Annotated in this window: 22 protein-coding genes; 2 read left to right on the top strand and 20 right to left on the bottom strand. The window is 67.7% G+C overall.

The genetic code is table 11. From position 1 onward, the window contains the following. Nucleotides 1–4 precede the first annotated feature (4 nt). The 13 genes from fliR to fliF form a co-directional block, all read right to left on the bottom strand. Nucleotides 5–793 (bottom strand): flagellar biosynthetic protein FliR, encoded by a 789-nt coding sequence (fliR, locus tag CAL13_RS12495; RefSeq protein ID WP_086057682.1) that lies wholly within the window; start codon nucleotides 791–793, stop codon nucleotides 5–7. A gap of 50 nt (nucleotides 794–843) precedes the next feature. After that, the gene (gene fliQ, locus CAL13_RS12490) at nucleotides 844–1,113 is read right to left on the bottom strand and encodes a flagellar biosynthesis protein FliQ (RefSeq protein WP_086057681.1); all 270 of its coding nucleotides are present in this window, start codon (nucleotides 1,111–1,113) and stop codon (nucleotides 844–846) included. Nucleotides 1,114–1,126: 13 nt separating this feature from the next. Continuing rightward, nucleotides 1,127–1,882: a flagellar type III secretion system pore protein FliP gene (gene fliP, locus CAL13_RS12485; RefSeq protein WP_086072561.1), complete on the bottom strand. Its 756-nt coding sequence runs from the start codon at nucleotides 1,880–1,882 to the stop codon at nucleotides 1,127–1,129. A 64-nt stretch (nucleotides 1,883–1,946) separates the two neighbouring features. Then, nucleotides 1,947–2,276, bottom strand: a complete 330-nt coding sequence (gene fliO / locus CAL13_RS12480; protein WP_086057679.1) for a flagellar biosynthetic protein FliO — start codon at nucleotides 2,274–2,276, stop codon at nucleotides 1,947–1,949. A 4-nt stretch (nucleotides 2,277–2,280) separates the two neighbouring features. Then, nucleotides 2,281–2,820: a flagellar motor switch protein FliN gene (fliN, locus tag CAL13_RS12475; RefSeq protein ID WP_086057678.1), complete on the bottom strand. Its 540-nt coding sequence runs from the start codon at nucleotides 2,818–2,820 to the stop codon at nucleotides 2,281–2,283. After that, nucleotides 2,813–3,820 carry a flagellar motor switch protein FliM gene (gene fliM / locus CAL13_RS12470; protein ID WP_086057677.1) on the bottom strand — a complete coding sequence of 336 codons (1,008 nt, stop codon included), beginning with the start codon at nucleotides 3,818–3,820 and terminating at the stop codon, nucleotides 2,813–2,815. Before fliM ends, fliN begins: the two co-directional genes overlap by 8 nt. A 2-nt stretch (nucleotides 3,821–3,822) precedes the next feature. Further along, nucleotides 3,823–4,419, bottom strand: coding sequence for a flagellar basal body-associated FliL family protein (locus tag CAL13_RS12465; RefSeq protein WP_086057676.1), 597 nt, complete (start codon nucleotides 4,417–4,419; stop codon nucleotides 3,823–3,825). Between the two features lie 172 nt (nucleotides 4,420–4,591). Next, nucleotides 4,592–6,004, bottom strand: a complete 1,413-nt coding sequence (locus CAL13_RS21520) for a flagellar hook-length control protein FliK (protein ID WP_086072560.1) — start codon at nucleotides 6,002–6,004, stop codon at nucleotides 4,592–4,594. A 14-nt stretch (nucleotides 6,005–6,018) separates the two neighbouring features. Beyond that, on the bottom strand, nucleotides 6,019–6,468 hold the full coding sequence (gene fliJ / locus CAL13_RS12455; RefSeq protein ID WP_086057675.1) for a flagellar export protein FliJ: 450 nt from the start codon (nucleotides 6,466–6,468) through the stop codon (nucleotides 6,019–6,021). Then, nucleotides 6,461–7,954, bottom strand: a complete 1,494-nt coding sequence (fliI, locus tag CAL13_RS12450) for a flagellar protein export ATPase FliI (protein ID WP_086072559.1) — start codon at nucleotides 7,952–7,954, stop codon at nucleotides 6,461–6,463. Before fliI ends, fliJ begins: the two co-directional genes overlap by 8 nt. Then, nucleotides 7,951–8,688 carry a flagellar assembly protein FliH gene (gene fliH, locus CAL13_RS12445; protein WP_086072558.1) on the bottom strand — a complete coding sequence of 246 codons (738 nt, stop codon included), beginning with the start codon at nucleotides 8,686–8,688 and terminating at the stop codon, nucleotides 7,951–7,953. The genes fliI and fliH overlap by 4 nt, the downstream gene beginning before the upstream one ends. Continuing rightward, nucleotides 8,681–9,688, bottom strand: coding sequence for a flagellar motor switch protein FliG (fliG, locus tag CAL13_RS12440; RefSeq protein ID WP_086057672.1), 1,008 nt, complete (start codon nucleotides 9,686–9,688; stop codon nucleotides 8,681–8,683). The genes fliH and fliG overlap by 8 nt, the downstream gene beginning before the upstream one ends. After that, nucleotides 9,678–11,360: a flagellar basal-body MS-ring/collar protein FliF gene (gene fliF / locus CAL13_RS12435; protein WP_086072557.1), complete on the bottom strand. Its 1,683-nt coding sequence runs from the start codon at nucleotides 11,358–11,360 to the stop codon at nucleotides 9,678–9,680. The genes fliG and fliF overlap by 11 nt, the downstream gene beginning before the upstream one ends. Before the next feature lie 401 nt (nucleotides 11,361–11,761). Between fliF and fliE the strand changes: the two genes are divergently transcribed. Continuing rightward, complete coding sequence (gene fliE / locus CAL13_RS12430) at nucleotides 11,762–12,097, top strand: flagellar hook-basal body complex protein FliE (RefSeq protein WP_086072556.1); 336 nt, start codon at nucleotides 11,762–11,764, stop codon at nucleotides 12,095–12,097. Nucleotides 12,098–12,176: 79 nt separating this feature from the next. Beyond that, on the top strand, nucleotides 12,177–13,343 hold the full coding sequence (locus tag CAL13_RS12425) for a putative bifunctional diguanylate cyclase/phosphodiesterase (protein WP_086072555.1): 1,167 nt from the start codon (nucleotides 12,177–12,179) through the stop codon (nucleotides 13,341–13,343). A gap of 34 nt (nucleotides 13,344–13,377) precedes the next feature. Here the strand turns inward: CAL13_RS12425 and CAL13_RS12420 are convergent, their stop codons facing one another. The 7 genes from CAL13_RS12420 to CAL13_RS12390 form a co-directional block, all read right to left on the bottom strand. Then, entirely contained in the window at nucleotides 13,378–14,223 is an 846-nt protein-coding gene (locus CAL13_RS12420; protein ID WP_086072554.1) for a flagellar brake protein, read from the bottom strand. A 29-nt stretch (nucleotides 14,224–14,252) separates the two neighbouring features. Next, complete coding sequence (locus CAL13_RS12415) at nucleotides 14,253–14,576, bottom strand: EscU/YscU/HrcU family type III secretion system export apparatus switch protein (RefSeq protein ID WP_086057667.1); 324 nt, start codon at nucleotides 14,574–14,576, stop codon at nucleotides 14,253–14,255. Further along, nucleotides 14,573–16,006, bottom strand: a complete 1,434-nt coding sequence (gene fliK / locus CAL13_RS12410; RefSeq protein WP_086072553.1) for a flagellar hook-length control protein FliK — start codon at nucleotides 16,004–16,006, stop codon at nucleotides 14,573–14,575. The genes CAL13_RS12415 and fliK overlap by 4 nt, the downstream gene beginning before the upstream one ends. 124 nt (nucleotides 16,007–16,130) lie before the next feature. After that, nucleotides 16,131–16,478: a flagellar protein FliT gene (locus CAL13_RS12405; protein ID WP_232462377.1), complete on the bottom strand. Its 348-nt coding sequence runs from the start codon at nucleotides 16,476–16,478 to the stop codon at nucleotides 16,131–16,133. A gap of 45 nt (nucleotides 16,479–16,523) precedes the next feature. Then, a complete protein-coding gene (fliS, locus tag CAL13_RS12400; protein ID WP_086057665.1) occupies nucleotides 16,524–16,955 on the bottom strand; it encodes a flagellar export chaperone FliS in 432 nt (143 codons plus the stop codon). Continuing rightward, nucleotides 16,955–18,370, bottom strand: a complete 1,416-nt coding sequence (gene fliD, locus CAL13_RS12395; RefSeq protein ID WP_232462376.1) for a flagellar filament capping protein FliD — start codon at nucleotides 18,368–18,370, stop codon at nucleotides 16,955–16,957. The genes fliS and fliD overlap by 1 nt, the downstream gene beginning before the upstream one ends. 113 nt (nucleotides 18,371–18,483) lie before the next feature. Next, the gene (locus CAL13_RS12390; protein WP_086057664.1) at nucleotides 18,484–18,879 is read right to left on the bottom strand and encodes a flagellar protein FlaG; all 396 of its coding nucleotides are present in this window, start codon (nucleotides 18,877–18,879) and stop codon (nucleotides 18,484–18,486) included. Nucleotides 18,880–19,047 lie beyond the last annotated feature (168 nt).

Below are 19,047 nucleotides of genomic sequence, written 5' to 3'. Positions count from 1 at the left end.
GCCGTCAGATTCCGGCCAGCAGACTCGCCACCCGTTCCATCGCGTTCACGCTTTCCTCGAAAAACGCCGCGAGAAAGCCGGTGCTTTGAGGCAGGGCGACGGCGAGCAGAATGACGCCGGCGGTGAGGGTGATTGGAAAGCCGACCGCGAAGACCGACAGCTGCGGCGCGGCCCGGTTCAGGATGCCCAGGGCGAGCTGGATCGTCAGCAGTGCGGCGATCAGCGGCAGGGCCAGCAGCAGACCGGTGGAGAAGATTTTGCTGCCGAGCTGCGCCACGGCCGCCCAGCCTTCCGGGTTCAATACCGGCGTGCCGATCGGCAGCACGGTGAACGTCTTCACCAGCATGCCGAGCATCAGCAGATGGCCGTTCACGCTCAGGAACACCAGCATCGCCAGGATGTTGAACAGGCGCGCCAGCACCTCGGTGTTCGACTGCGTGGTCGGATCGAAGATCGTCGCCAGCGACAGGCCCATCTGCAGGCCGACGAAGTCGCCCGCGGTCTGCACGGCCGCGAAGCACACGCGCATGCAGAAGCCGGTGGCGATGCCGATGAAGACCTGCTGCGCGAGGATCCACAGGCCCTGATAGGACGCCGGCGATACGGCCGGCATGGGCGGCAGCGATGGCGCGATGACCACGGCGAGGATGGCGGCCAGCCCGATCTTGACCAGCGGCGGGGCCGAGGATTCGCCGAATACCGGGGCCACGCCGATCAGGGCAAGCAACCGGGCGAACGGCCACAGGAAGGCATTGATCCACCCATGCCACTGATCGAGCGTGAAGGAAATCATGACGGCGTTCCGCGGACGGGGCAGGGCTGGCGGCCCGGGCTCGGCGCTGGCTAGGAAACCAGGGTGGGAATCTGGTCCATGATCTGGCGGATGTAGTCGGTCATCATGCCGATCAGCCAGGGACCCAGCAGCACCAGCGTGGCGGCCACCGCCAGCAGCTTGGGAATGAAGGACAGCGTCATTTCGTTGATCTGCGTGGCGGCCTGGAAGACGCTCACCAGCAGGCCCACCGCCAGCGTGACGCCCAGCAGCGGGCCGGCCACGATCAGCACCATCCTCATGGCCTGGTAGGTCATTGTCATTACGGTTTCGGCGTCCATGCGGCGCTCCGGTCTACTGGTAGAAGCTGCGGGCCAGCGAGCCCAGCAGCATGTGCCAGCCGTCGGCCAGCACGAAAAGCATCAGCTTGAAGGGCAGCGACACCGAAATGGGCGGCACCATCATCATGCCCAGGCCCATGAGGACGCTGGCGACGACCATGTCGATGATCAGGAAGGGAATGAAGATGGTAAAGCCGATCTGGAAAGCGGTCTTCAGTTCGCTGGTGACGAAGGCGGGCACGAGCACCTTCATCGGCACCTCGGCCGGCGTTTCCATGGCGGGCTGGTTGGTCAGGTTGGCGAACAGCGATAGATCGGTTTCGCGGGTCTGGTGCAGCATGAACGTGCGCAGCGGCTGCGAGCCCCGTTCGATGGCGGTTTCGAACGAAATCGCGCCCTCCGAGAACGGCTGGTAGGCATCCTTGTAGATCTGGTCGAACACCGGCGACATGGTGTAGGCCGTCAGGAACAGGGCCAGGCCGATCAGAACCAGGTTGGGCGGCGTCGTCTGCGTGCCAAGCGCGCTGCGCATCAGGCCCAGGACGATGATGATGCGCGTGAAGCCCGTCATCATCAGCAGGGCGGCCGGCAGGAACGTCAGCGACGTCAGCATCAGCAGCGTCTGCACGCTGAGGGAATAGGTTTCCGATCCGTTGGGGCCCGGCGTGGCGGTCAGGGCTGGCAGCGTGGCCTGCGCCGAAGCGGACAACGGAATGCAGGCCAGCGCCAGCAGGGCCAGTCCCGCCAGAGTGATGGCGGCGGTGCGCATCGGACCTGCGTCGCCGCGCCGCGTGCCAAGGGAACGTGTCATGAGATCATCCAACGCGCCGCGTTCAGTTGCGGCGCAGCGCCTGTCCCAGCTTGTGGGCGAACGCACGGCTGGCCGGCAGGCCGGGTTCCTCCGGCGCCGCCGACCCGGGCGGCAGCGTATGCAGCAGGTTCATCTGGTTGGCCGCGATGCCGACGACCAATCGCGCATCTTCCACCTGCACCAGGACGATGCGCTGCCGCGGGCCCAGGTTCAGGCTATCGACGATACGCAGGGCGCCGCCATGTGTGCGCCCCGCCAGGCCGGCGCGCCGCGCGATCCAGCCGCAAAGCAGGATCGCGGCGATGACGACGATCAGGCCGATGAATACGCGGAAAGGGGCGGCGTCGGCCATAGGGTCAGCGGCGGCCGTTGAGCCTGTTGATGCGTTCGGCCGGCGTGATGATGTCGGTCAGGCGGATGCCGTACTTGTCGTCCACCACCACGACCTCGCCCTGGGCGATCAAATAGCCGTTGACGAAGATATCCATGGGCTCGCCAGCCAGGCCGTCGAGTTCGACCACCGAACCCTGGCCCAGCTGCAGCAGGTTCTTGATGGTCAGGCGCGTGCGTCCCAGTTCCACCGTCAGCTGGACCGGCACGTCCATGATCAGGTCGATATCCGCGGTCGATTTCTCGCTCGAGCCGGACAGCGGCTTGAAGACGCTGGCGGCCGCCGGCTTGGCGGCGGAAGCGGCCGGCGCGGGGGCGGCCGCGGGCGACGCGGACGCCGCGGTCTGTTCGGCCAGCGCATCGGCCCAGTCGTCGGCCGGCTTCAGGCCGTCGGCCTGCGTGGGCGGCGCGGCGCGGGACTGCTCGGCCAGCGCGTCGGCCCAATCGTCGGCGGCGCCGGACGCGGGCTTGTTTTGATCGGGCCGCTCGGCGTTCTGATCAGTCATGGTCGGGGGCCTCGTTCTCGGGATCGATAGGGGTAAGCAGTTTCTGTACGCGCAGGGCGTACTGGTTGTTGAAGACGCCGTAGCTGCATTCCATGACGGGCACGGCGTCGATCTGGGCGACGACGGTCTGCGGGATTTCCACCGGCAGCACGTCGCCGACCTTCATCTGCATCAGTTCGCGGATGCTGGAGGGGATGCGGGCGAATTCGCACACCAGCTCGACGTCGGCGCTGCGGATCTGGCGCGACAGCTGGCGGGCCCAGCGCTGGTCGACGGCTTCCAGCGTGGTCTCCTGCAGCGGACGCGTCAGCAGATCGCGCACCGGCTCGATCATCGAATAGGGCAGGCAGATGTTCAGATCGCCGCCCGTGGCGCCGAATTCGATATGGAAAGGCGTCACCACCACGATCTCGTTCGACCCGGTGATGCTGGCGAACTTCGTGTGCATTTCGGAACGCACGTACTCGAACTCGATCGGGTACACCGCCTCCCAGGACTTGCCGTAGCTTTCCAGCGTCAGATTCAGCAAACGGCGGATGATGCGTTGTTCGGTGGTGGTGAAATCCCGGCCTTCCACGCGCGTGTGGTAGCGCCCATCGCCGCCGAACAGGCTATCGATGACCAGGAACACCAGATTCGGGTCGTAGCTGAACAGGGCCGTGCCGCGCAGCGGCTTCATCTGCACCATGTTCAGATTGCTCGGCACGGGCAGGTTGCGCTCGAAATCCGAGTACTTCAGGATCCGGATCGAACCGACGGTGATGTCGGCGTTGCGGCGCATGAAATTCAACAGCACGTTGCGCATGTGGCGCGCGAACCGCTCGTTGATCAGTTCCAGCGTCTGCATGCGCCGGCGCACGACCCGGTCCGGCGAGCTCAGGTCGTAGGCGCGTACGCCTTCCTGGTTGTCCGGAACCGCGCGTTCGCCTTCGCTTTCGCCGGTGACGCCCGCCAGCAGGGCATCGACTTCGTCCTGCGATAGGAACGCCTCGTAAGCCATGCTTATTGCACCACGAATTCGGTGAAGAGGACGTCCGTGACGTACTGCCCGTCGGGCAGGGGCGTGAAGGGCCGGTTCACGGCTTTCATGATCGCCGTGCCCAGATCGACCTTGCCTTGCGGCGTCTGCACGCTCTCAGGCGTCTGCGCCGACAGCAGCATCAGGATGCGGCTGCGCACTTCCGGCATGTACTTTTCCAGACGCTGGCGCGACTGTTCGTCCGCCACGCGCAGCGTCATCGCGATGTGCACGATGCGCTCGCGGTCGGCGCTTTGCAGTGTCACGGTGAACGGCGTGATGGGGATGAAGATCGGCGCGGGCACGGCCTGCGGCGTCGCGGGCGGCGCCACGAAGGTGGTGGGCGTGGCGCCCACCTGGGGCTGCGCCTGCTGGGCCTGGCCGACGTTGATCTGTACCGCCGAGTTGGCCGCATTGCGCTGTGAACGCGTCGTGATCATCCACGTCGTCGCGACGCTGGCCGCCGCCACGATCAGGAGAACCAGCAGGCCGATGATCGGACGAAGAAAGCGCGACGAGCCGCCGGTTCGCATCGGCAAGGTGCTGCGCGACGGCAAGGTGGGGGTTTTGGTGGTCGCCATCTCGGATGGAGGTTTGATTTACCAGGAAACGGTTATCGATTGTTCGAAGAGATTTTCGCCTGACTTGGGCGGACCCGAGGTAGGGAAAAACAGGGCGAAACCTGCGTATCTCCTCTTATTGCGGCGCGGGCGGCCGGCTGGGCGCGCGCCCGCGCCGGCCGGCCTCGCCGGATCAGGCAAAGGTGTCGACGCGGCCGGCATCGAGCCGGCGCGCCGGCACCGCAATCTGGATGCTGTCGCCCGCGGCGTCGGCTTGCGTTTGCGTCTGCGCGTGTGTGCCGCCGTGCGAAGCCGGACGGTCGTTGCCCTGATGCATGCCCCCGAAGCCGGCCTGCGCACCCTGATCGCTGACGTTGGTCTGGCCCAGCGAGATGCCGGCCTGCGCAAGCGTTTGCTGCAGCTGCGGCAGGGCAGATTCCACCGCCTGCCGCACCGAGGCGTGCGCGGACACGAAGCTGGCCTGCGCAACGCCGTCGGACACCTTGATCGTGACGCGCAGCGGTCCCAAATCGGGCGGGTCCAGGCGCAACTCAGCCGTGTGGGCGTCCTCGCCCGCGCGGCGCGTCAGCACCAGCACCTGGCTGCCAAGCTCTTCGCCCCACTGCGGCTGGCCGACCGGCGTGCGCAGGGTGGGCGAGCCGCCATCGGCGCCGCCGGCCGCGACCGGCGCCTGCCACGCGGCGGCAAGCGCCTGCGTCATGTCGGTGTGGAATCCCGGTGCGGCGTCGCGCGAGGCAGGCGCGGCATCGGCGAAGTCCTTGCCGGCGTGCGTGCGTGCGGCGCCCGCGGGCGCGATGTCCGCGCGATCGGCAGGGACGCCCGCCGCGGCATGGCTCGCTTGCGTTGGGTTGGCGTGCGTGAAGGCCGTCTGGCTGGCGCGGCGGTCGGCCGCCCGATCGTCCGCCCCGGCCACCGCGCTTGGCGCGGCATGCGCGGGGGATTGGGCGTCAGGGGCGTCATGGGTGCCATGGGCCGGCGCCTCGCCGGCGGGCGTGGCGCCGGCCGACGGCGACGCGCCGCGGGCGGCCTCGGTGCCGCCCAGCGGTACGCCCGAGGCGCTTGCCGTCGCGGCGGCAAGCGCGGTGTCGTTCGTCGCAGGCAAGGCGTCCGCGGAAGCGCCGTTGGCAGTGGCGGCGCCCGCCGTTCCGGCCAGCAGCCCCTGGGCGGCGGTCTGCGGCGCGGCCTGCGTGCCGCTGCCGGCCGCCGACGGCTGGCCCTGGATCTCCGCAGACATCACGGCGATCGCCAGGGCTTGCTGCACCAGTGCCGGCGCAGCGGCGTCGTCCGTGTCCTTTTGCGCCGTCTTGCCATCATCCTTTTGTCCAGCCTGTCCCGTGGCGCCGTCAGCCGCCTGCGCGGCTTGGCTGCCGGCCGCCGCGCCGGGCCCCGCCGCCTGGCCGCGGCCGGCGGCCTGTCCCGCCGGGGTGGTTTGCGGCGCGGCATCCTGTTCCGCACGCTGGCGCGACATGATGTCGGAGAAGCGGGTGGCGGGATCGGCATCGCGCGCGCCGCGGCCTTCCGGGGCGGAGGCCGGAGCAGAGGGCGAGGGCGATGCGACGGCCAGCATGGCCAGAGGCGAGTTCATGATCGGCTTCCTATTCAATGCAGTCCCGGGCCGCCGCGGCCCAGGCGCGCGGCATATTCGTCATTCAATCGCTGCTCGCGGCGGGCGTCCTCGCGCGCCTCGATGCGCTGCTGGCGCTGCGCCAGGGCGTCGAAGGAGTTCAGCTTGCGGCGCTCCTCGCGCCAGCGCAGCTTGCCTTCCTCGAGATGGGTGTCCGCCTGCTGCAGCACGGCGCGCTGCTGCTCGATGGCGTCGTCCAGGGTGGCGATGAAGCGCTGGTAGTTGTGGCAATCCGCCGCCGACATCCCGCTCATCATGGCCTGCTGCATGCGCTGCAGGTAATCGGCGCGGTAATCGTGCAGCATGCTGAGCTGGCGTTCCGCGTTCGCGCGCGCGGTGTGCAGGCCGCCCAGGCGGCGCGCGGCTTCGTCGGTCTGGTCTTTCGCCAGCCCGATCAGCGTATCCAGGGGCAGTTGGCTAGGCATGCTTTTCACCTGTCTGGAGCGTGGCTTGCAATTGCGCGACGGCGGTGGCGTAGTCCACCTTTTCGCCGATGTTCTGTTGCAGGAATGCTTCAAGCCGCGGATAGCGTGCGATGGCATCGTCCAGGGCGAGATCATGGCCGGGCGCATATGCGCCGACGGCGATCAGATCGCGGTTGCGCTGGTAGCGCGACACCACCTGCTTGAAGCGGCGCACCACGGCGAACTGCTCCGGCGAGATCAGCGACGTCATGGCGCGCGAAATCGACGCTTCGATATCGATGGCGGGGTAGTGGCCGGCTTCGGCCAGCTGCCGCGACAGCACGACGTGGCCGTCCAAAATGGCGCGGGCGGAATCGGCGATGGGATCCTGCTGGTCGTCGCCTTCGGCCAGCACCGTGTAGAACCCGGTGATCGACCCGGCCTTGCCGTTCAGCCCCGGCGCGCCGTTGCCGGCCCGTTCGACCAGCGCCGGCAGCTTCGCGAAGACCGAGGGCGGATATCCCTTGGTGGCGGGCGGTTCGCCGATCGCCAGGGCGATTTCGCGCTGCGCCATGGCGTAGCGCGTGAGCGAATCCATGATCAGCAGCACGTCCAGCCCCTGATCGCGGAAATGTTCGGCGATCCGCGTCGCATACGCCGCACCCTGCAGGCGCAGCAGGGGCGAGACGTCGGCCGGGGCTGCGACCACCACCGACCGTGCCAGCCCTTCCGGCCCCAGGTTGTGTTCGATGAATTCCTTGACTTCGCGGCCTCGTTCGCCGATCAGGCCCACCACGATGACATCCGCTTTCGTATAGCGGGCCATCATGCCGAGCAGCACGCTCTTGCCGACGCCCGATCCGGCGAACAGACCCATGCGCTGGCCGCGGCCCACCGTCAGCAGGCCGTTGATGGCCCGCACGCCCACGTCCAGCACCGTGTCGATCGGCGCGCGCGAGAGAGGGTTGATGGGCAAGGCCGACAGCGGCGCCTGGTCCGCGCCTTCCAGAGGACCCAGGTCGTCCAGGGGTCTTCCGCCGCCATCCAGCACGCGGCCCAGCAAGGCATTGCCGACCGGCAGGTGGCGGCCCAGGGCGGGCTTGGCGTTGCCGTTCAGGATGGCCTTGCGGGGCAGGGGAATCTGGCGTTGCAGCGGCGGCTCGCCGGGCACCACGCGCGCGCCGGGCGGCAGACCCGAGATATCGGACTGCGGCATCAGGTAAAGCGTATGGCCGTCGAAGCCGACCACTTCGGCGTCGGCCCAGTGATCGTGACCGGGGGCGATTTCGATGCGGCAGACGGCGCCGACGGGCAGCCGCAGCCCGGTGGCATGCAGCACCAGGCCGGTCGCGCGCGTGATGCGGCCCGTAGCGAGCCAGGGATCGGTCGAACTGGCGCGGATGGAGCCGATCTGCAGCTGCGTGACCCAGCGGTCGACGACGGGCACCGCCGGGGCGGCGGGCGCCGGCGGTGCGCCGGCCTCGATCGCCACGCCCGGCTCGCTCATTGCGGGTCCTCCAGCGGCATATCGCGTCCCAGCGACGCGGCCACGCGGCGCCAGCGCGTCTGCAGCGTGGCGTCGATTTCGCCGAACGAGGTTTCCGCGCGGCAACCGCCACGGGCTATCGATTCGTCGGCCAGTACACGCCAGGCGCCGCTTTTGAGTTCGTCCGCCAGATGCAGGCGCACGATCTCGATATCCAGCGGGTGCAGCCACAGGCGCAGCGGCGCGCCGGCGCCCGGATTCATATGCAGCACTTCGCGCACGGCGGTGATCAGGCTGTCGGGCTGCGTCGCGATGGCGGTCCTCACCACCTGGCGTGCGATGTCCAGCGCCAGGGTCAGCAGCGCCTGGCCGGTCTTTTCTTCCAGCTGGGTGAGCGAGGCGGCCGTGGCGTCGGCCAGGGCGCGCAGGCGGGCGGCCTCTTCGGCGCCTTGCTGGCGCGCCAGCGCCAGGCCTTCCGCATGGCCGGCCTGCCGGCCCTGTTCCAGCCCTTCTTCATAGCCGCGTGCCCGGCCTTCGGCCACGCCCAGGTCGTAGCCTTCTGCGCGGCCTTCGGCCAGGCCCTGCGCATGGCCGGCGCGGCGCGCCTCTTCCAGCGCCTCGCGCGGGTCCGGTCCGGGTTCGGGGGGCGCTTCCTGCACCAGCGCCGCGTCCTGCTCCTCGAACGACGCCATGCGCCAGCGGCGCCATGCCGCGGCATTGGCGAACGAGGCTGGCACGGCGTGGCGATCAGACATAGGCGTCGTCCCCCTGGCCGCCCAGGACGATCTGGCCGCTTTCGGCCAGGCGGCGCGCGACCAGCAGAATCTTCTTCTGCTCGGCTTCGACCTTCGACATGCGGATCGGGCCCTGGGCCTCCAGGTCCTCGCGCAGCATCTCGGCGGCGCGGCTGGACATGTTGCGCAGAAACTTGTCGCGCAATTCCTCGGGCGCCCCCTTGAGCGCGACCATGAGGGTGTCGTTGTCCACTTCCTTGAGTATGAGCTGGATGCCGCGGTCTTCCACGTCGAGCAGGTTCTCGAACACGAACATCTCGTCCACGATCTTCTGCGCCAGATCCGCATCGCGTTCGCGCAGGCTCGCCACGACGTTCTCTTCGTCGGCCGAGTTCATCATGTTCAGGATCTCGGCGGCCGTGCGCACGCCGCCCATCTTGCTGCGCTTGGCGCCCTGGCCCGCGAGCACCGCATTCAGCGTTTCGGTCAGCTCCGACAGGGCCGCGGGCTGGACGCCGCCGAACGTCGCGATGCGCAGCATTACGTCGTTACGCAGCCGCTCGGTGAGCCGCGTCAGCACCGCCGCCGCGCGGTCGCGCTCCAGGTGCACCAGGATGGTGGCGATGATCTGGGGATGCTCGTCGCCGATCAGCTCCGCCACGATATGCGGATCCAGCCAGTTCAGCGCGTCGATGCCGCTGCCGCTGTCGCCGGCTTCCAGGATGTCCTCGATCAGGCCGGCCGCGCGATCGCTGCCCAGCGCCTTGGTCAGCACGCTGCGGATGTAGTCGTCCGAGCCCAGCGTGACGGCGATGAACTGGTCGGATTCCTGGCGGAATTCCTCCAGCACTTCGGCCACGTCCTCGCGGGTAACCTGCTTCAGCTGCGCCATCGCGGCGCCGACCTGCTGCACTTCGCGGGCGGACAGGTACTTGAAGACCTCGGCCGCCGCGTCCTCGCCCAGGGACATCATCAGGATGGCCGCGCGGGTCATGCCATCGATGGATTTATCACTTGCCATCTTTGTTCATCCAGGTACGCAGCACCATGGCGACCGCGCGCGGGTCCTTGGTGGCCATATCGCGGGCACGCTTCATGTTGTCGTCGAACCGGTCCATTTCCTTGGCGCGGGCCTGTTCCTGTGCCTCGCGCAAGGCCTCCTGGCGTTCCAGTTCTTCCAGCTCCGGATCCACCGGCGGGTTCATGTAGCGTTCGTAGATCGGACGCACCAGGGCGCGCCACACCCACACGGCCAGCAGTGCCAGGACGATCCAACCCAGCGCGGACTTGGCCAGCGCGATGTTCTCGGGATCCTTCCACCACGGCGTTTCCGGCTCGACGTCGTTGAACTGGCTGTTGACCACGTTCAGCGAATCGCCGCGCGTCTCGGAATAGCCCATCGCTTCCTTGACCAGGGTGGTCAGCTTGTTGAGCTGTTCCTCGGGCAGGGCCTTCGGCTCGCCATCCTTGTCGGGCAGGTAATTGACCACCACGGCGACGGACAGGCGCTTGACCGTGCCCACCGGCTGCTTGACGTGGCTGATCGTCCGGTCGACTTCGTAATTGGTCGTGGCTTCGCGGCGCGTCGTGGCCGGGCCCTGCGGCTGGGCGGGCGCCGTGCCGGTCGTCTGCTGGCCTTGCTGCCCGGGCTGGCCGGCGGCCTGCGCGGCGCCTTGCGCACCCGGCTGCTGCGCGGGCGGATTGACGATGGGCGCCTGCGCGGCCGCGGGCGGCTGGTTGCTCAATGCCCCCGGCACGCCCTGCGCGGGATTGACGCCGATCTGCTGGGAATCGTTGGTCTGCTGGCTGCGGATCGCGGCCTGACCGGGCTCCTGATTGGGCCGGTAGACTTCCGACGTTTCTTCGCGGCGCGAAAAGTCCACGTCTGCACTGGCCTGCGCGTGGACATTGCCGGGTCCGACCAGCGGATTCAGGATGGCCAGGATGCGCTCGACGGTGCGTTGTTCGGTTTCCCGCACGAAGCGCATCTGGTCGGCGTCCATGCCGCGTCCTTCGCCGGTGGGCGAGGACAGCAGGCGGCCGTTCTGGTCGACGATGGATACGTTGCTCACCGTCAGGTCCGGGACGCTGGAGGCGACCAGCCAGGAGATCGCCGCCACTTGCGAATCGCCGATGCTGCGGCCGGGATACAGCGTCAGGACCACCGACGCCGTGGGCGGACGGCGGTCGCGCACGAACAGGGTCTGGCGCGGCAGCGCCAGATGCACGCGCGCATGCTGGACGGAATTCATGGATTCGATCGAGCGGGCCAATTCGCCTTCCAGGCCACGCTGGTAGTTGATCTGCTCGGTGAACTGGCTCGCGCCGAAGCGGGTGTTGTCCAGCAGTTCGAAGCCTACCGAGCCGCCGCGCGGCAGCCCCTGGCCGGCCAGCTGCAGGCGGGCGTCATAGACCTTCTCCGCCGGCACCAGGATGGCCGTACCGGTATTGTTGAAGCGGTACGGCACGTTCATCTGGTTCAGGGCGGCCACGATGGCGCCGCCATCCCGATCATCCAGATTGGAAAACAGCACCTTGTAGTCGGGATCGCGTCCCCACATGACGGCCGCCACGACGAGCGCGACGACCGCCGCGGCCGCGCCGATCAACAGCGGCTTCGGAACGGTGCGCAGCTTCTCCAGCACGGGAAACCGGGCCAGCAGGGTGGACGTCAGGGTGGCCTGCTGATTCATCGGCGGCCCCCGCTCGCCGGACGGCGCGAGTGCCGGGGATATACGGTCGGGATAGGCAAGTTACACATGCAACGTGCTTCAGGTAGCGGAGCGTGGATTATGGACGGGGGGGACGCCATCCCAAGCGACGAAAAACCCGGGTTTTTGGCGTCATTTGCCTTTTATGTATGCGAGGCTCCGCCTTCTTGCGCGCCCGGGCAGGCGCGATGTCCGGCAAGCAGACGAAATGTCGGGTTTTTTGCCGCTATTTATCCCGTATGGGGCCGTCGGCATGGCGGTAGTCTCTCGCAAGCGAAAAATCGCGATTCAGAATATGGACCCCGACGGGAAGCCCGGCTTGCGGTATCCGCATGCGGCGTGGCGGCCTGGCAGGGTCGGCGGCAAAAAAGGAACGACTTGCTATGGCAATAGCCGGACTGGCTGGTATCGAAAACATGCTGGAGCAGATGCGCGCCGTGGTGCGCACCGCGCAAGGCAGCGGGCCGGAGGACGTGGGGGCGCCGGCGGCGGCCGGCGAAGGGTTCGCGGCGGAGCTGCAGCGCTCGCTCAAAAGGGTGTCCGGCGCCCAGAATGCCGCAACGGCGCAGGCCAAGGCCTTCGAGCTCGGCGTGCCCGACGTTTCGCTCAACAATGTGATCGTCGATATGCAGAAAGCGAGCGTCGCTTTCCAAACGGCGGTACAGGTGCGCAATCGCCTGGTTGCGGCTTACAGGGAAATCTCGTCCCTTTCGGTGTGAGACTTGCCGGTTTTGTGCAAGAATCCTGCCCGTGCGGCACGCTTCGGACTAATTCCGTTATCGCCGTCGACGGTGTGCGATGCTTGACACTCTTACATTGCTTGTCGTAGCCGTAATCCAGTTTGAGGTCATCGGCGTCGTGCTGCTGACAACGTGGTTCATCTCCCGGCGCGCCCGCGGTGCGCTGGGCGGCGGCGGAGCCACGGCACTGGTCGCGGCGATGGGGCTATTGCCCGTTTGGTATCTATGGGACGCTGGAATCGCCCGCATCGCGGGATTCCATTGGATCCTGCTCGCGTTGCTGGTGGCGGTGCCCAGCGCGCTATTGCTGTTTCTTGCCTTGCACCTGGTGCGCTCGGAAGCCATCCTGCGCGCCGTCCGGATCACGCGCAGCGGCCAGAGCGTCCTGGGCCTGTCGCAGGTGGCCGATTCCGAGGCTTTGGAAGAAGACCTGCGCCAGGCGATGCAGGAAAATGGCCAGCTCTATGTGCACTACCAGCCGATCTACAGCGCCGGCACCCGTACGCTCGTCGGCTTCGAAGCCTTGCTGCGCTGGAACCATCCGCACCGCGGGCTGGTCGCGCCGATGCAATTCATCCCGCTGGCCGAACAGACCGAACTGATCGTGCCGCTGGGCGCGTGGGTTCTGGAAACCGCCTGCGCCGAGGCCGCCACGTGGCCCGAGCCCTGGTATCTGTCGGTCAACCTGTCGCCGGTCCAGCTCGAAAAGATCCAGCTGGTGCGGGATGTGCGCGCGGTGCTGGAACGCACCGGCCTGGCGGCCGAACGCCTGGAACTGGAAATCACCGAAGGCGTGCTGGTGGCGGCCGAGGGCGGGGAAATATCGCGCCTGGCGGAATTGCGGCGCGCCGGCGTGCGCATCGCCATCGACGATTTCGGAACCGGCTATTCCAGCCTGGGCTATCTGCGCCAGCTGCCGTTCGACACCATCAAGATCGACCGGTCCTTCGTCCGCAATCTGGAAAGCGACTCGAGCGCCCAGGCCATCGTCGGCACCATCGTCGAACTGTCACGCCGGCTGAATCGCGAAATCGTGGCCGAGGGCGTGGAAACGGAAGGCCAGTACGCCATCCTGAACGCGCTGCAATGCCATCGGGTGCAAGGGTGGCTGCTTGGCAAGCCCATGCCGCCCGAGGAGATCGCCGTCCATTATTTCCCATCGGCCAAGGCCGAAGCCAAGCCCCGCGAAATCGCCTGGATGGGCACGGCAGCCGAAGCGCCCTGACCGGCGCGACCGCGCAACACCGTCAGCGGTGCGTTTACCCCGCAGTGCGGGCCTTCTCCAGCCGCCACACCACCTGCTGCAGCCACGCCTCCTGGCGTCCGCTCAGCGCCACGAAAACCGCCCCGATGTGGGACAAGGGCTTGTCGGCGCCCAGGATGCGGCGCGGCTGCGCGGGTGGGGCGGCTGGGCCGGCAGCGTCGGCAGGCGTCCCCTCATGCGGGCCCGCCGCCCCGTCCGCCGGCGCTTGTCCGCCCAGGGGAATCACATTGCGCACTTCCAGGTCGGTCGTGATGTTCCCGAAATCGCCGAAGTCCAGGTACACGTCTTCCATGATGGAGCCGCGCTCCGGCAGTTCCGCGACCGGCCGTTCGGCGCGCAACCCGATGCCTTCCACCGAGATATCGCGAATAGTGAACAGGATGGGTTTCAGCGCCGGGGTGGGACGCCATTGGGCCGCGCAGCGCATGGAAGTGCCGACGATGGAAGCGCGGAACAGTTTGCGCCGCTGGATCCGCGACACCCGTTCGGGCAGCGGCGAGACGAACGCCGCGCTGCCATCGTCGAAGCGCACCAGCTCGGGGCGGGGTACGCGGAAATGAATCTGCACGCCGCCGTAGCCGTTGCCATGGAATTGCAGCACCGTGCCAACGCGCAAGCCGCGGCTGTCGTTCGACGCGAAATCCGAGCCGGCGTAGTCGCGCGGGCGCCAGAAGAAATGACCCGTCTGCCGGTCGATGCCGAGCACCAGCACCGCTGTCTCCCGGTCTCCCGCGTCGCGTACGAGGACGTGCGACTCCTGATGCGTCAGTTCGAAAATGGCGGAACGGATTTCCTCCGGCCGCGTGAGCAGGAAGTCCGAATCGGGCTCTATCAACGGCATGGCGATTCCAGCAGTGGATGCAGCAAGGGTCAGGGGTTGTCGGCGGCTGCCGGGACGGGAGCCGGTTCCGGACGCGATTCCAGCCGGTACAGCCACGCCAATAGCTCGGCCACGGCCAGGTACAGCTGGGGCGGGATATGGGCATCCAGATCGACCTGCATCAGCAGGCCGACCAGTTCGGGCGACTGATGCACATACAAGCCGTTCTCGCGCGCGGTACGGATGATGGTGTCCGCCAGCGTGCCGTAACCCTTGGCCACCACCCGGGGGGCGGTTTCGCCTTCCTGGTACGACAGCGCGACGGCCGCGGGGCGCGCGGCGTCGCGTTCGTTCGCGGGAGAAGGCGGCATCATGGCAGCGGCTCCGGCGCGGGGGCGTGCGCGCTGACGGTCATCTGGGCGAGCTCGAGCCCCGCGGACTCCAGGCGCTTGCGAAGCGCGTGGCCGGCGGCCGCGATTTCGCCATCGCTTTCGGGCGCGACGATGTGCAGTCCCAGGCGCTGGCCCGAGAGGGAAATGCGCGCTTCCACGGTCCCCAGGCGCGGCATGGTCAGGACGAGCCGGGTTGCCCAGGCCGCCTGCTCAGCCGCCGTCGGCTGCTCGTCGCCCGCGTCGCGGCGGATTTCCCACCACATTTCGGTGCCCGGCCATGCCGTGCCTTCCCAGGCCAGCGTCTGGTTCGCCAGCACTTCCAGTTGCTGGCGGACCAGCAACGCGGCATCCGGATGGATGCCTGGAGGGGGCGCGGGCGGATGTGCCGGCGTCGATGCCGACCATGTCGGCGCGGTGCCGGTGGACGGCATGCCGTCGGCCTGCGGCATTGTCGGAGCGGCATGCGTGGGCAGATTGAAGCGCGCGTTCTCGGCCAGAATGGATTGCTTCGGCACCGGCGTGCTGATGGGCGGAGCCTGCTCGGCATCGAGCGCGGCCTGCGGTTCGCCACGGACCTGGTCGGCGGCGCGCTTGCCGAACGCCACGTCGCCCAGGTGCGATTCATAGAAGACGCCGCTCGTTTCGATGGCCTGCCGAAGCGCCTGCGCCAGCGGACCGGGCTGCGGGCCCGGTGTACCAAGCGCCGTGACGCGGGCGGCCTCGGCATGCCGGGCGCCCTGCATGCCGCCGTCGCCCGCCGCCGGCGCGCCCGTGCGCGCGGTGTCGGGGGCTTCGGCGGCAGCGCCGCCCGGCGCCGTGGAGGGTGCTGGCGCGCCAGCACCGGCGCCGCGTCCCGCTCCGGCCGCTGTGCCGGCGGCGCCTTGCCGGCCCGCGGCATCCTGCGCCGCGTCATCGCCGGCGCCGTGGCCTGCGGGCGCGCCGGCCTGGCCGGGCGGCGTGCCGCCGTGGGTCGCACGAGGCATCGCCGCTTGTGCGCCGCCCGCGGTATCGCCGTCCGTGGCGCCTTGCCACAGCGGCGCCTTGCCGGCGAGGGCAGGGGCGGTCTGCGGATATTGCGCCAACAGGGTAAGGATGACGCGCGCGGTCTGGCCCAGCGTCGTGGGCGCCGACGGGGTGGTGCTTGTGCTGACGAAGCGGCTGCGCAGGGCAGCCGCCAGTTCGGCCTGTTCGGCCGCTTCGCGCAGGGCGGCGCGTTCGCGTCCGCTCAGGCCCTCAAGCTGGTCGCCCCCGCGGCCTTGCGGATCCCGGCGCAGGGCATCGGCCCCGCCCGGCGGAATGACGGCATCCTGCCGCGTGGCGGTCTGAGGGCCTTGTTGCGCCAGCTGGGTGCCGAGCACGGCATCCAGCCGCTGCACCAGCAGCGAACTGAGCGCGGTAGGGCCGACGCTCACCGCACGCTCCGGTGGCTATGCGCAGTGACGCCGCCGGCAGTTGCCGCGCGGGCGGCCTGCCGGCGTTTCGCCGCCGGGACGGCGCTGGAGCGGGCGCGCGCCGGCGACGAGCGGGAAACCAGGCTCATATCGCCGGCGCCTTGAATCCATAGGCGTTGACCAGGGCCTGCTGGCGCTTCATGCGGCCGAGCAATTCGCTCATGCGCGCCAGTTCGGGAATCGCCAGATCGCGGGTATTGGCGTCGTTTTCCAGAATCTGGACCAGCATGTCGTGCTTCTCGCGCCGTTCGGCGTCGTCCAGCGGTTCTGTCACGCCTATCGTTCGAAGCCGCTCGACGATCTCGCAATAGGTTTGTCCGAACTGCAGCACCCCCGACCAGTCCTGGGCGCGGGCGCAATTGAGCATGGCCGCGGTGACCGCGACGATTTCGCGGTAAAGCTCGAGGATGATTTGCGAGGACTGGGACGGCATAGAGAAGCCTTGGCGGCGGCGATAAGTGTTGATAGGTCCGCGATACTAGTTCCTGGCGGCCTCGCCCGGCCGGTCCACGGATGTCTGCCATGCTTCCTGCAGCTGGGCCAGCAGTGCGTCCGCCGTTTCCAGCAGCGCGGCATCCGATTTCAGATTGGCGTTGACGAGGGTGCGCAGTATGTAGTCGTACAGGTTGTTCAGGTTGGCGGCCACTTCGCCGCCGGCTTCCAGATCCAGCGCGCTCTTCAGGCCTTCGTCGATCAGGCGGGCCGCCTTGGCGATGGCCGCGCCGCGCTTGGCGACGTTGCCCTGTTCGATATGAATGCGCGCCTGGCCGATGGCCGCGCGGGCGGCCGTATAGAGCAGGGTGATGAGCCGTTCCGCGCTGGCGCTCATGACCTGCGTTTCCACGCCCACGTCGGCGTAGGAACGCACGGAATAAGCGTTGTCCGGACGGCGTGATGCGTAGGCAGCCATTATTTGTTCTGGTTCGAGAGCGCGGCGAATTGCTGCGTCAGATAGGAACTGGTGCTGTTCATCTGCGCCACGAAGGCATCCAGCTGGACGAACTGCGCGCGGATGTTGGCGATATCGGCATCGATACGGGCGGACGTACGGTCATACGTGTCCTGCAGCGTATCGAGCGTCTCGCTCAATCCTTCCGTGCGGGTGGCGATCAGGCCGTCGTCGCCGAGGATGCCATCCACGGCCTTGCTCATGTTGGTGCCCAGCGCCTGCAGAATCGTCGCGACGTCCTTGGGATTCTTCGCCAGCGAGTCGTTCAGCGAGTGCAGGTGCGTGCTGTCCAGCGTATCCAGGTTCAGGTCCAGGGTGCCATCGGTCGGGTCGGTCGTGATGCCCAGGTCCTGGATCGTCCGCAGCGTATCGCCGCTGGCGCTCAGTACGCGCAGCGCGCCCGCGATGCTGGACGAGATGGTGCGGGTCGTGCTGTCCCCCGTCAGGACCGACGCGGTCTCCGTGCTTGCATCGTACTTGGTCATCGATGCAATGACGTTCTTCAGCGTGTTGTACGCCGTGACGAAGCTCTGTGTCGCGGTGACGACGCCCGAGGTATCGCTGGAAATCGTCATGGTGACCGGGTCGGTGGTCACCGTATTCAGCGTCAGCGTGACGCCGTCGATGATGTCGTCCACGGTGTTCGAGCCGCTGGTCACCGCGATGCCGTTGATCTCCAGCGTGGCGTCCGCGGCGGCCTGCATCTGCTGCATGCCTTCGGTCGCGGACGGCGCGGCGCTGTCGTAGCCGAACACGCGTTGCACCGTGGCGTTGGTGGAGGTCACCTTGGTGACGGCCGCTTCTTCGCCGGTTTCCTTGGACGTCAGGAGCAGATAGCTCTTGCCGCTGCCGTCGTTCAGGATGGTGGCCGTGACCCCGATGCCGTCGTCGGCGTTGATCGCCTTGGCGATGCCGTTCAGCGACGTGTCCTTGCTGATGTCCACCGTCTTGCTGGTGCCGTCGGCCAGCGTCACCGTGATGCTGCCGCCGCTGCCCAGCGCCGTGGTGCGGTCCGCGATCGCGCCGGACTTCAGCTGTTCGGCCACCGCCAGCGTCTTCACCTTGATGTTGTAGGTGGCCGGCGTGGCGCCTGCGGAGGTCTTCGCGGTGAAGGCGGTGCTGCCGCCCCCGATGCTCGCCTTCGTCACGCTGTAGGTCGAAGCATCGGCCAGTTTCTGCGCCGCTGTCTGCAGCGTTTCCACGGCCTGCTGCAGCGTGCCGTACGCGGAGATCTGCGTCGAAACCCTGGTCTGCTGATTCTTGATCAGGGTGAGCTGCTGTTCCTGATTGGCCTGGAGACTGTCCAGAATGCCCTGCAGGTCCAGGTTCGATCCGGAGCCGAGCGAGGTAACGGGGGGCAGGGAAGAGGTGGCCATCGTGCTGTTCCTTATGGCAGGTATTCTGTCAAACATGCCGTGCGCCCGATCCGTCGGGCAAGCGGCATAAGGCGGGTTTGTTCTCGGCTTTCCATTGCGCGGCGCGCGAGCGCTCAGGCGCTGGTTTCCACGCCGCCGCCCTGGAGCCGGGTGATCATCTTGGCAATGTTGAGGACGGTTTCGCTGGGAATCTTCTTGATGACGTCGCCGGTCCTGGCGTCCTTGATGGAAATCACCACCCGCTTCGTATCCGGGTCGATATCGAACTGGACCTGGGTCGACCACGCCTCCATCTGTTCATTGATTTTTTTCAGCGCCCGATCCAGCGGCAGGTCCTGGCTGGACGGCTGGTCGGAACCGCCGCCGTCCGCTGTCGCGCCGCCCGTGCCGGCGCCCTTCTGGGAATCCGCGGCGGGCGTAACCTGAACGGCGGCGTCTGGCACCGGCACCGGCTGGACTTCAGGCGGCTGGACCGGAAGGGCCGCGGGGGCGATAGGGCTGACAGCCATATGGACTCCACTTTCAGTGCGTCGGCGACGCAGGTTCCTGGGTTGACAACCTCGTAACGGCATCCGCCGGCGAAACTTTAGGGGCGGTAACCCCATCGGATGGGCAGGGCAATTGCCTGGGCGGGCCGGGCCCCGCTGTTAAAATTGCGTTTGCTTCAGTTTCGCCGC

Origin of the sequence: Bordetella genomosp. 9 (assembly GCF_002119725.1) — a bacterium.
GTDB lineage: Bacteria > Pseudomonadota > Gammaproteobacteria > Burkholderiales > Burkholderiaceae_B > Bordetella_C.
This window is presented reverse-complemented; position numbering and strand designations above follow the sequence as displayed.

Excerpts from the sequence above, each read along its gene's own strand:
- fliR (WP_086057682.1), bottom strand. The coding sequence starts at position 793 with ATGATTTCCTTCACGCTCGATCAGTGGCATGGGTGGATCAATGCCTTC.
- fliQ (WP_086057681.1), bottom strand. The coding sequence starts at position 1,113 with ATGGACGCCGAAACCGTAATGACAATGACCTACCAGGCCATGAGGATG.
- fliP (WP_086072561.1), bottom strand. The coding sequence starts at position 1,882 with ATGCGCACCGCCGCCATCACTCTGGCGGGACTGGCCCTGCTGGCGCTG.
- fliO (WP_086057679.1), bottom strand. The coding sequence starts at position 2,276 with ATGGCCGACGCCGCCCCTTTCCGCGTATTCATCGGCCTGATCGTCGTC.
- fliN (WP_086057678.1), bottom strand. The coding sequence starts at position 2,820 with ATGACTGATCAGAACGCCGAGCGGCCCGATCAAAACAAGCCCGCGTCC.
- fliM (WP_086057677.1), bottom strand. The coding sequence starts at position 3,820 with ATGGCTTACGAGGCGTTCCTATCGCAGGACGAAGTCGATGCCCTGCTG.
- CAL13_RS12465 (WP_086057676.1), bottom strand. The coding sequence starts at position 4,419 with ATGGCGACCACCAAAACCCCCACCTTGCCGTCGCGCAGCACCTTGCCG.
- CAL13_RS21520 (WP_086072560.1), bottom strand. The coding sequence starts at position 6,004 with ATGAACTCGCCTCTGGCCATGCTGGCCGTCGCATCGCCCTCGCCCTCT.
- fliJ (WP_086057675.1), bottom strand. The coding sequence starts at position 6,468 with ATGCCTAGCCAACTGCCCCTGGATACGCTGATCGGGCTGGCGAAAGAC.
- fliI (WP_086072559.1), bottom strand. The coding sequence starts at position 7,954 with ATGAGCGAGCCGGGCGTGGCGATCGAGGCCGGCGCACCGCCGGCGCCC.
- fliH (WP_086072558.1), bottom strand. The coding sequence starts at position 8,688 with ATGTCTGATCGCCACGCCGTGCCAGCCTCGTTCGCCAATGCCGCGGCA.
- fliG (WP_086057672.1), bottom strand. The coding sequence starts at position 9,688 with ATGGCAAGTGATAAATCCATCGATGGCATGACCCGCGCGGCCATCCTG.
- fliF (WP_086072557.1), bottom strand. The coding sequence starts at position 11,360 with ATGAATCAGCAGGCCACCCTGACGTCCACCCTGCTGGCCCGGTTTCCC.
- fliE (WP_086072556.1), top strand. The coding sequence starts at position 11,762 with ATGGCAATAGCCGGACTGGCTGGTATCGAAAACATGCTGGAGCAGATG.
- CAL13_RS12425 (WP_086072555.1), top strand. The coding sequence starts at position 12,177 with ATGCTTGACACTCTTACATTGCTTGTCGTAGCCGTAATCCAGTTTGAG.
- CAL13_RS12420 (WP_086072554.1), bottom strand. The coding sequence starts at position 14,223 with ATGCCGTTGATAGAGCCCGATTCGGACTTCCTGCTCACGCGGCCGGAG.
- CAL13_RS12415 (WP_086057667.1), bottom strand. The coding sequence starts at position 14,576 with ATGATGCCGCCTTCTCCCGCGAACGAACGCGACGCCGCGCGCCCCGCG.
- CAL13_RS12405 (WP_232462377.1), bottom strand. The coding sequence starts at position 16,478 with ATGCCGTCCCAGTCCTCGCAAATCATCCTCGAGCTTTACCGCGAAATC.
- fliS (WP_086057665.1), bottom strand. The coding sequence starts at position 16,955 with ATGGCTGCCTACGCATCACGCCGTCCGGACAACGCTTATTCCGTGCGT.
- fliD (WP_232462376.1), bottom strand. The coding sequence starts at position 18,370 with ATGGCCACCTCTTCCCTGCCCCCCGTTACCTCGCTCGGCTCCGGATCG.
- CAL13_RS12390 (WP_086057664.1), bottom strand. The coding sequence starts at position 18,879 with ATGGCTGTCAGCCCTATCGCCCCCGCGGCCCTTCCGGTCCAGCCGCCT.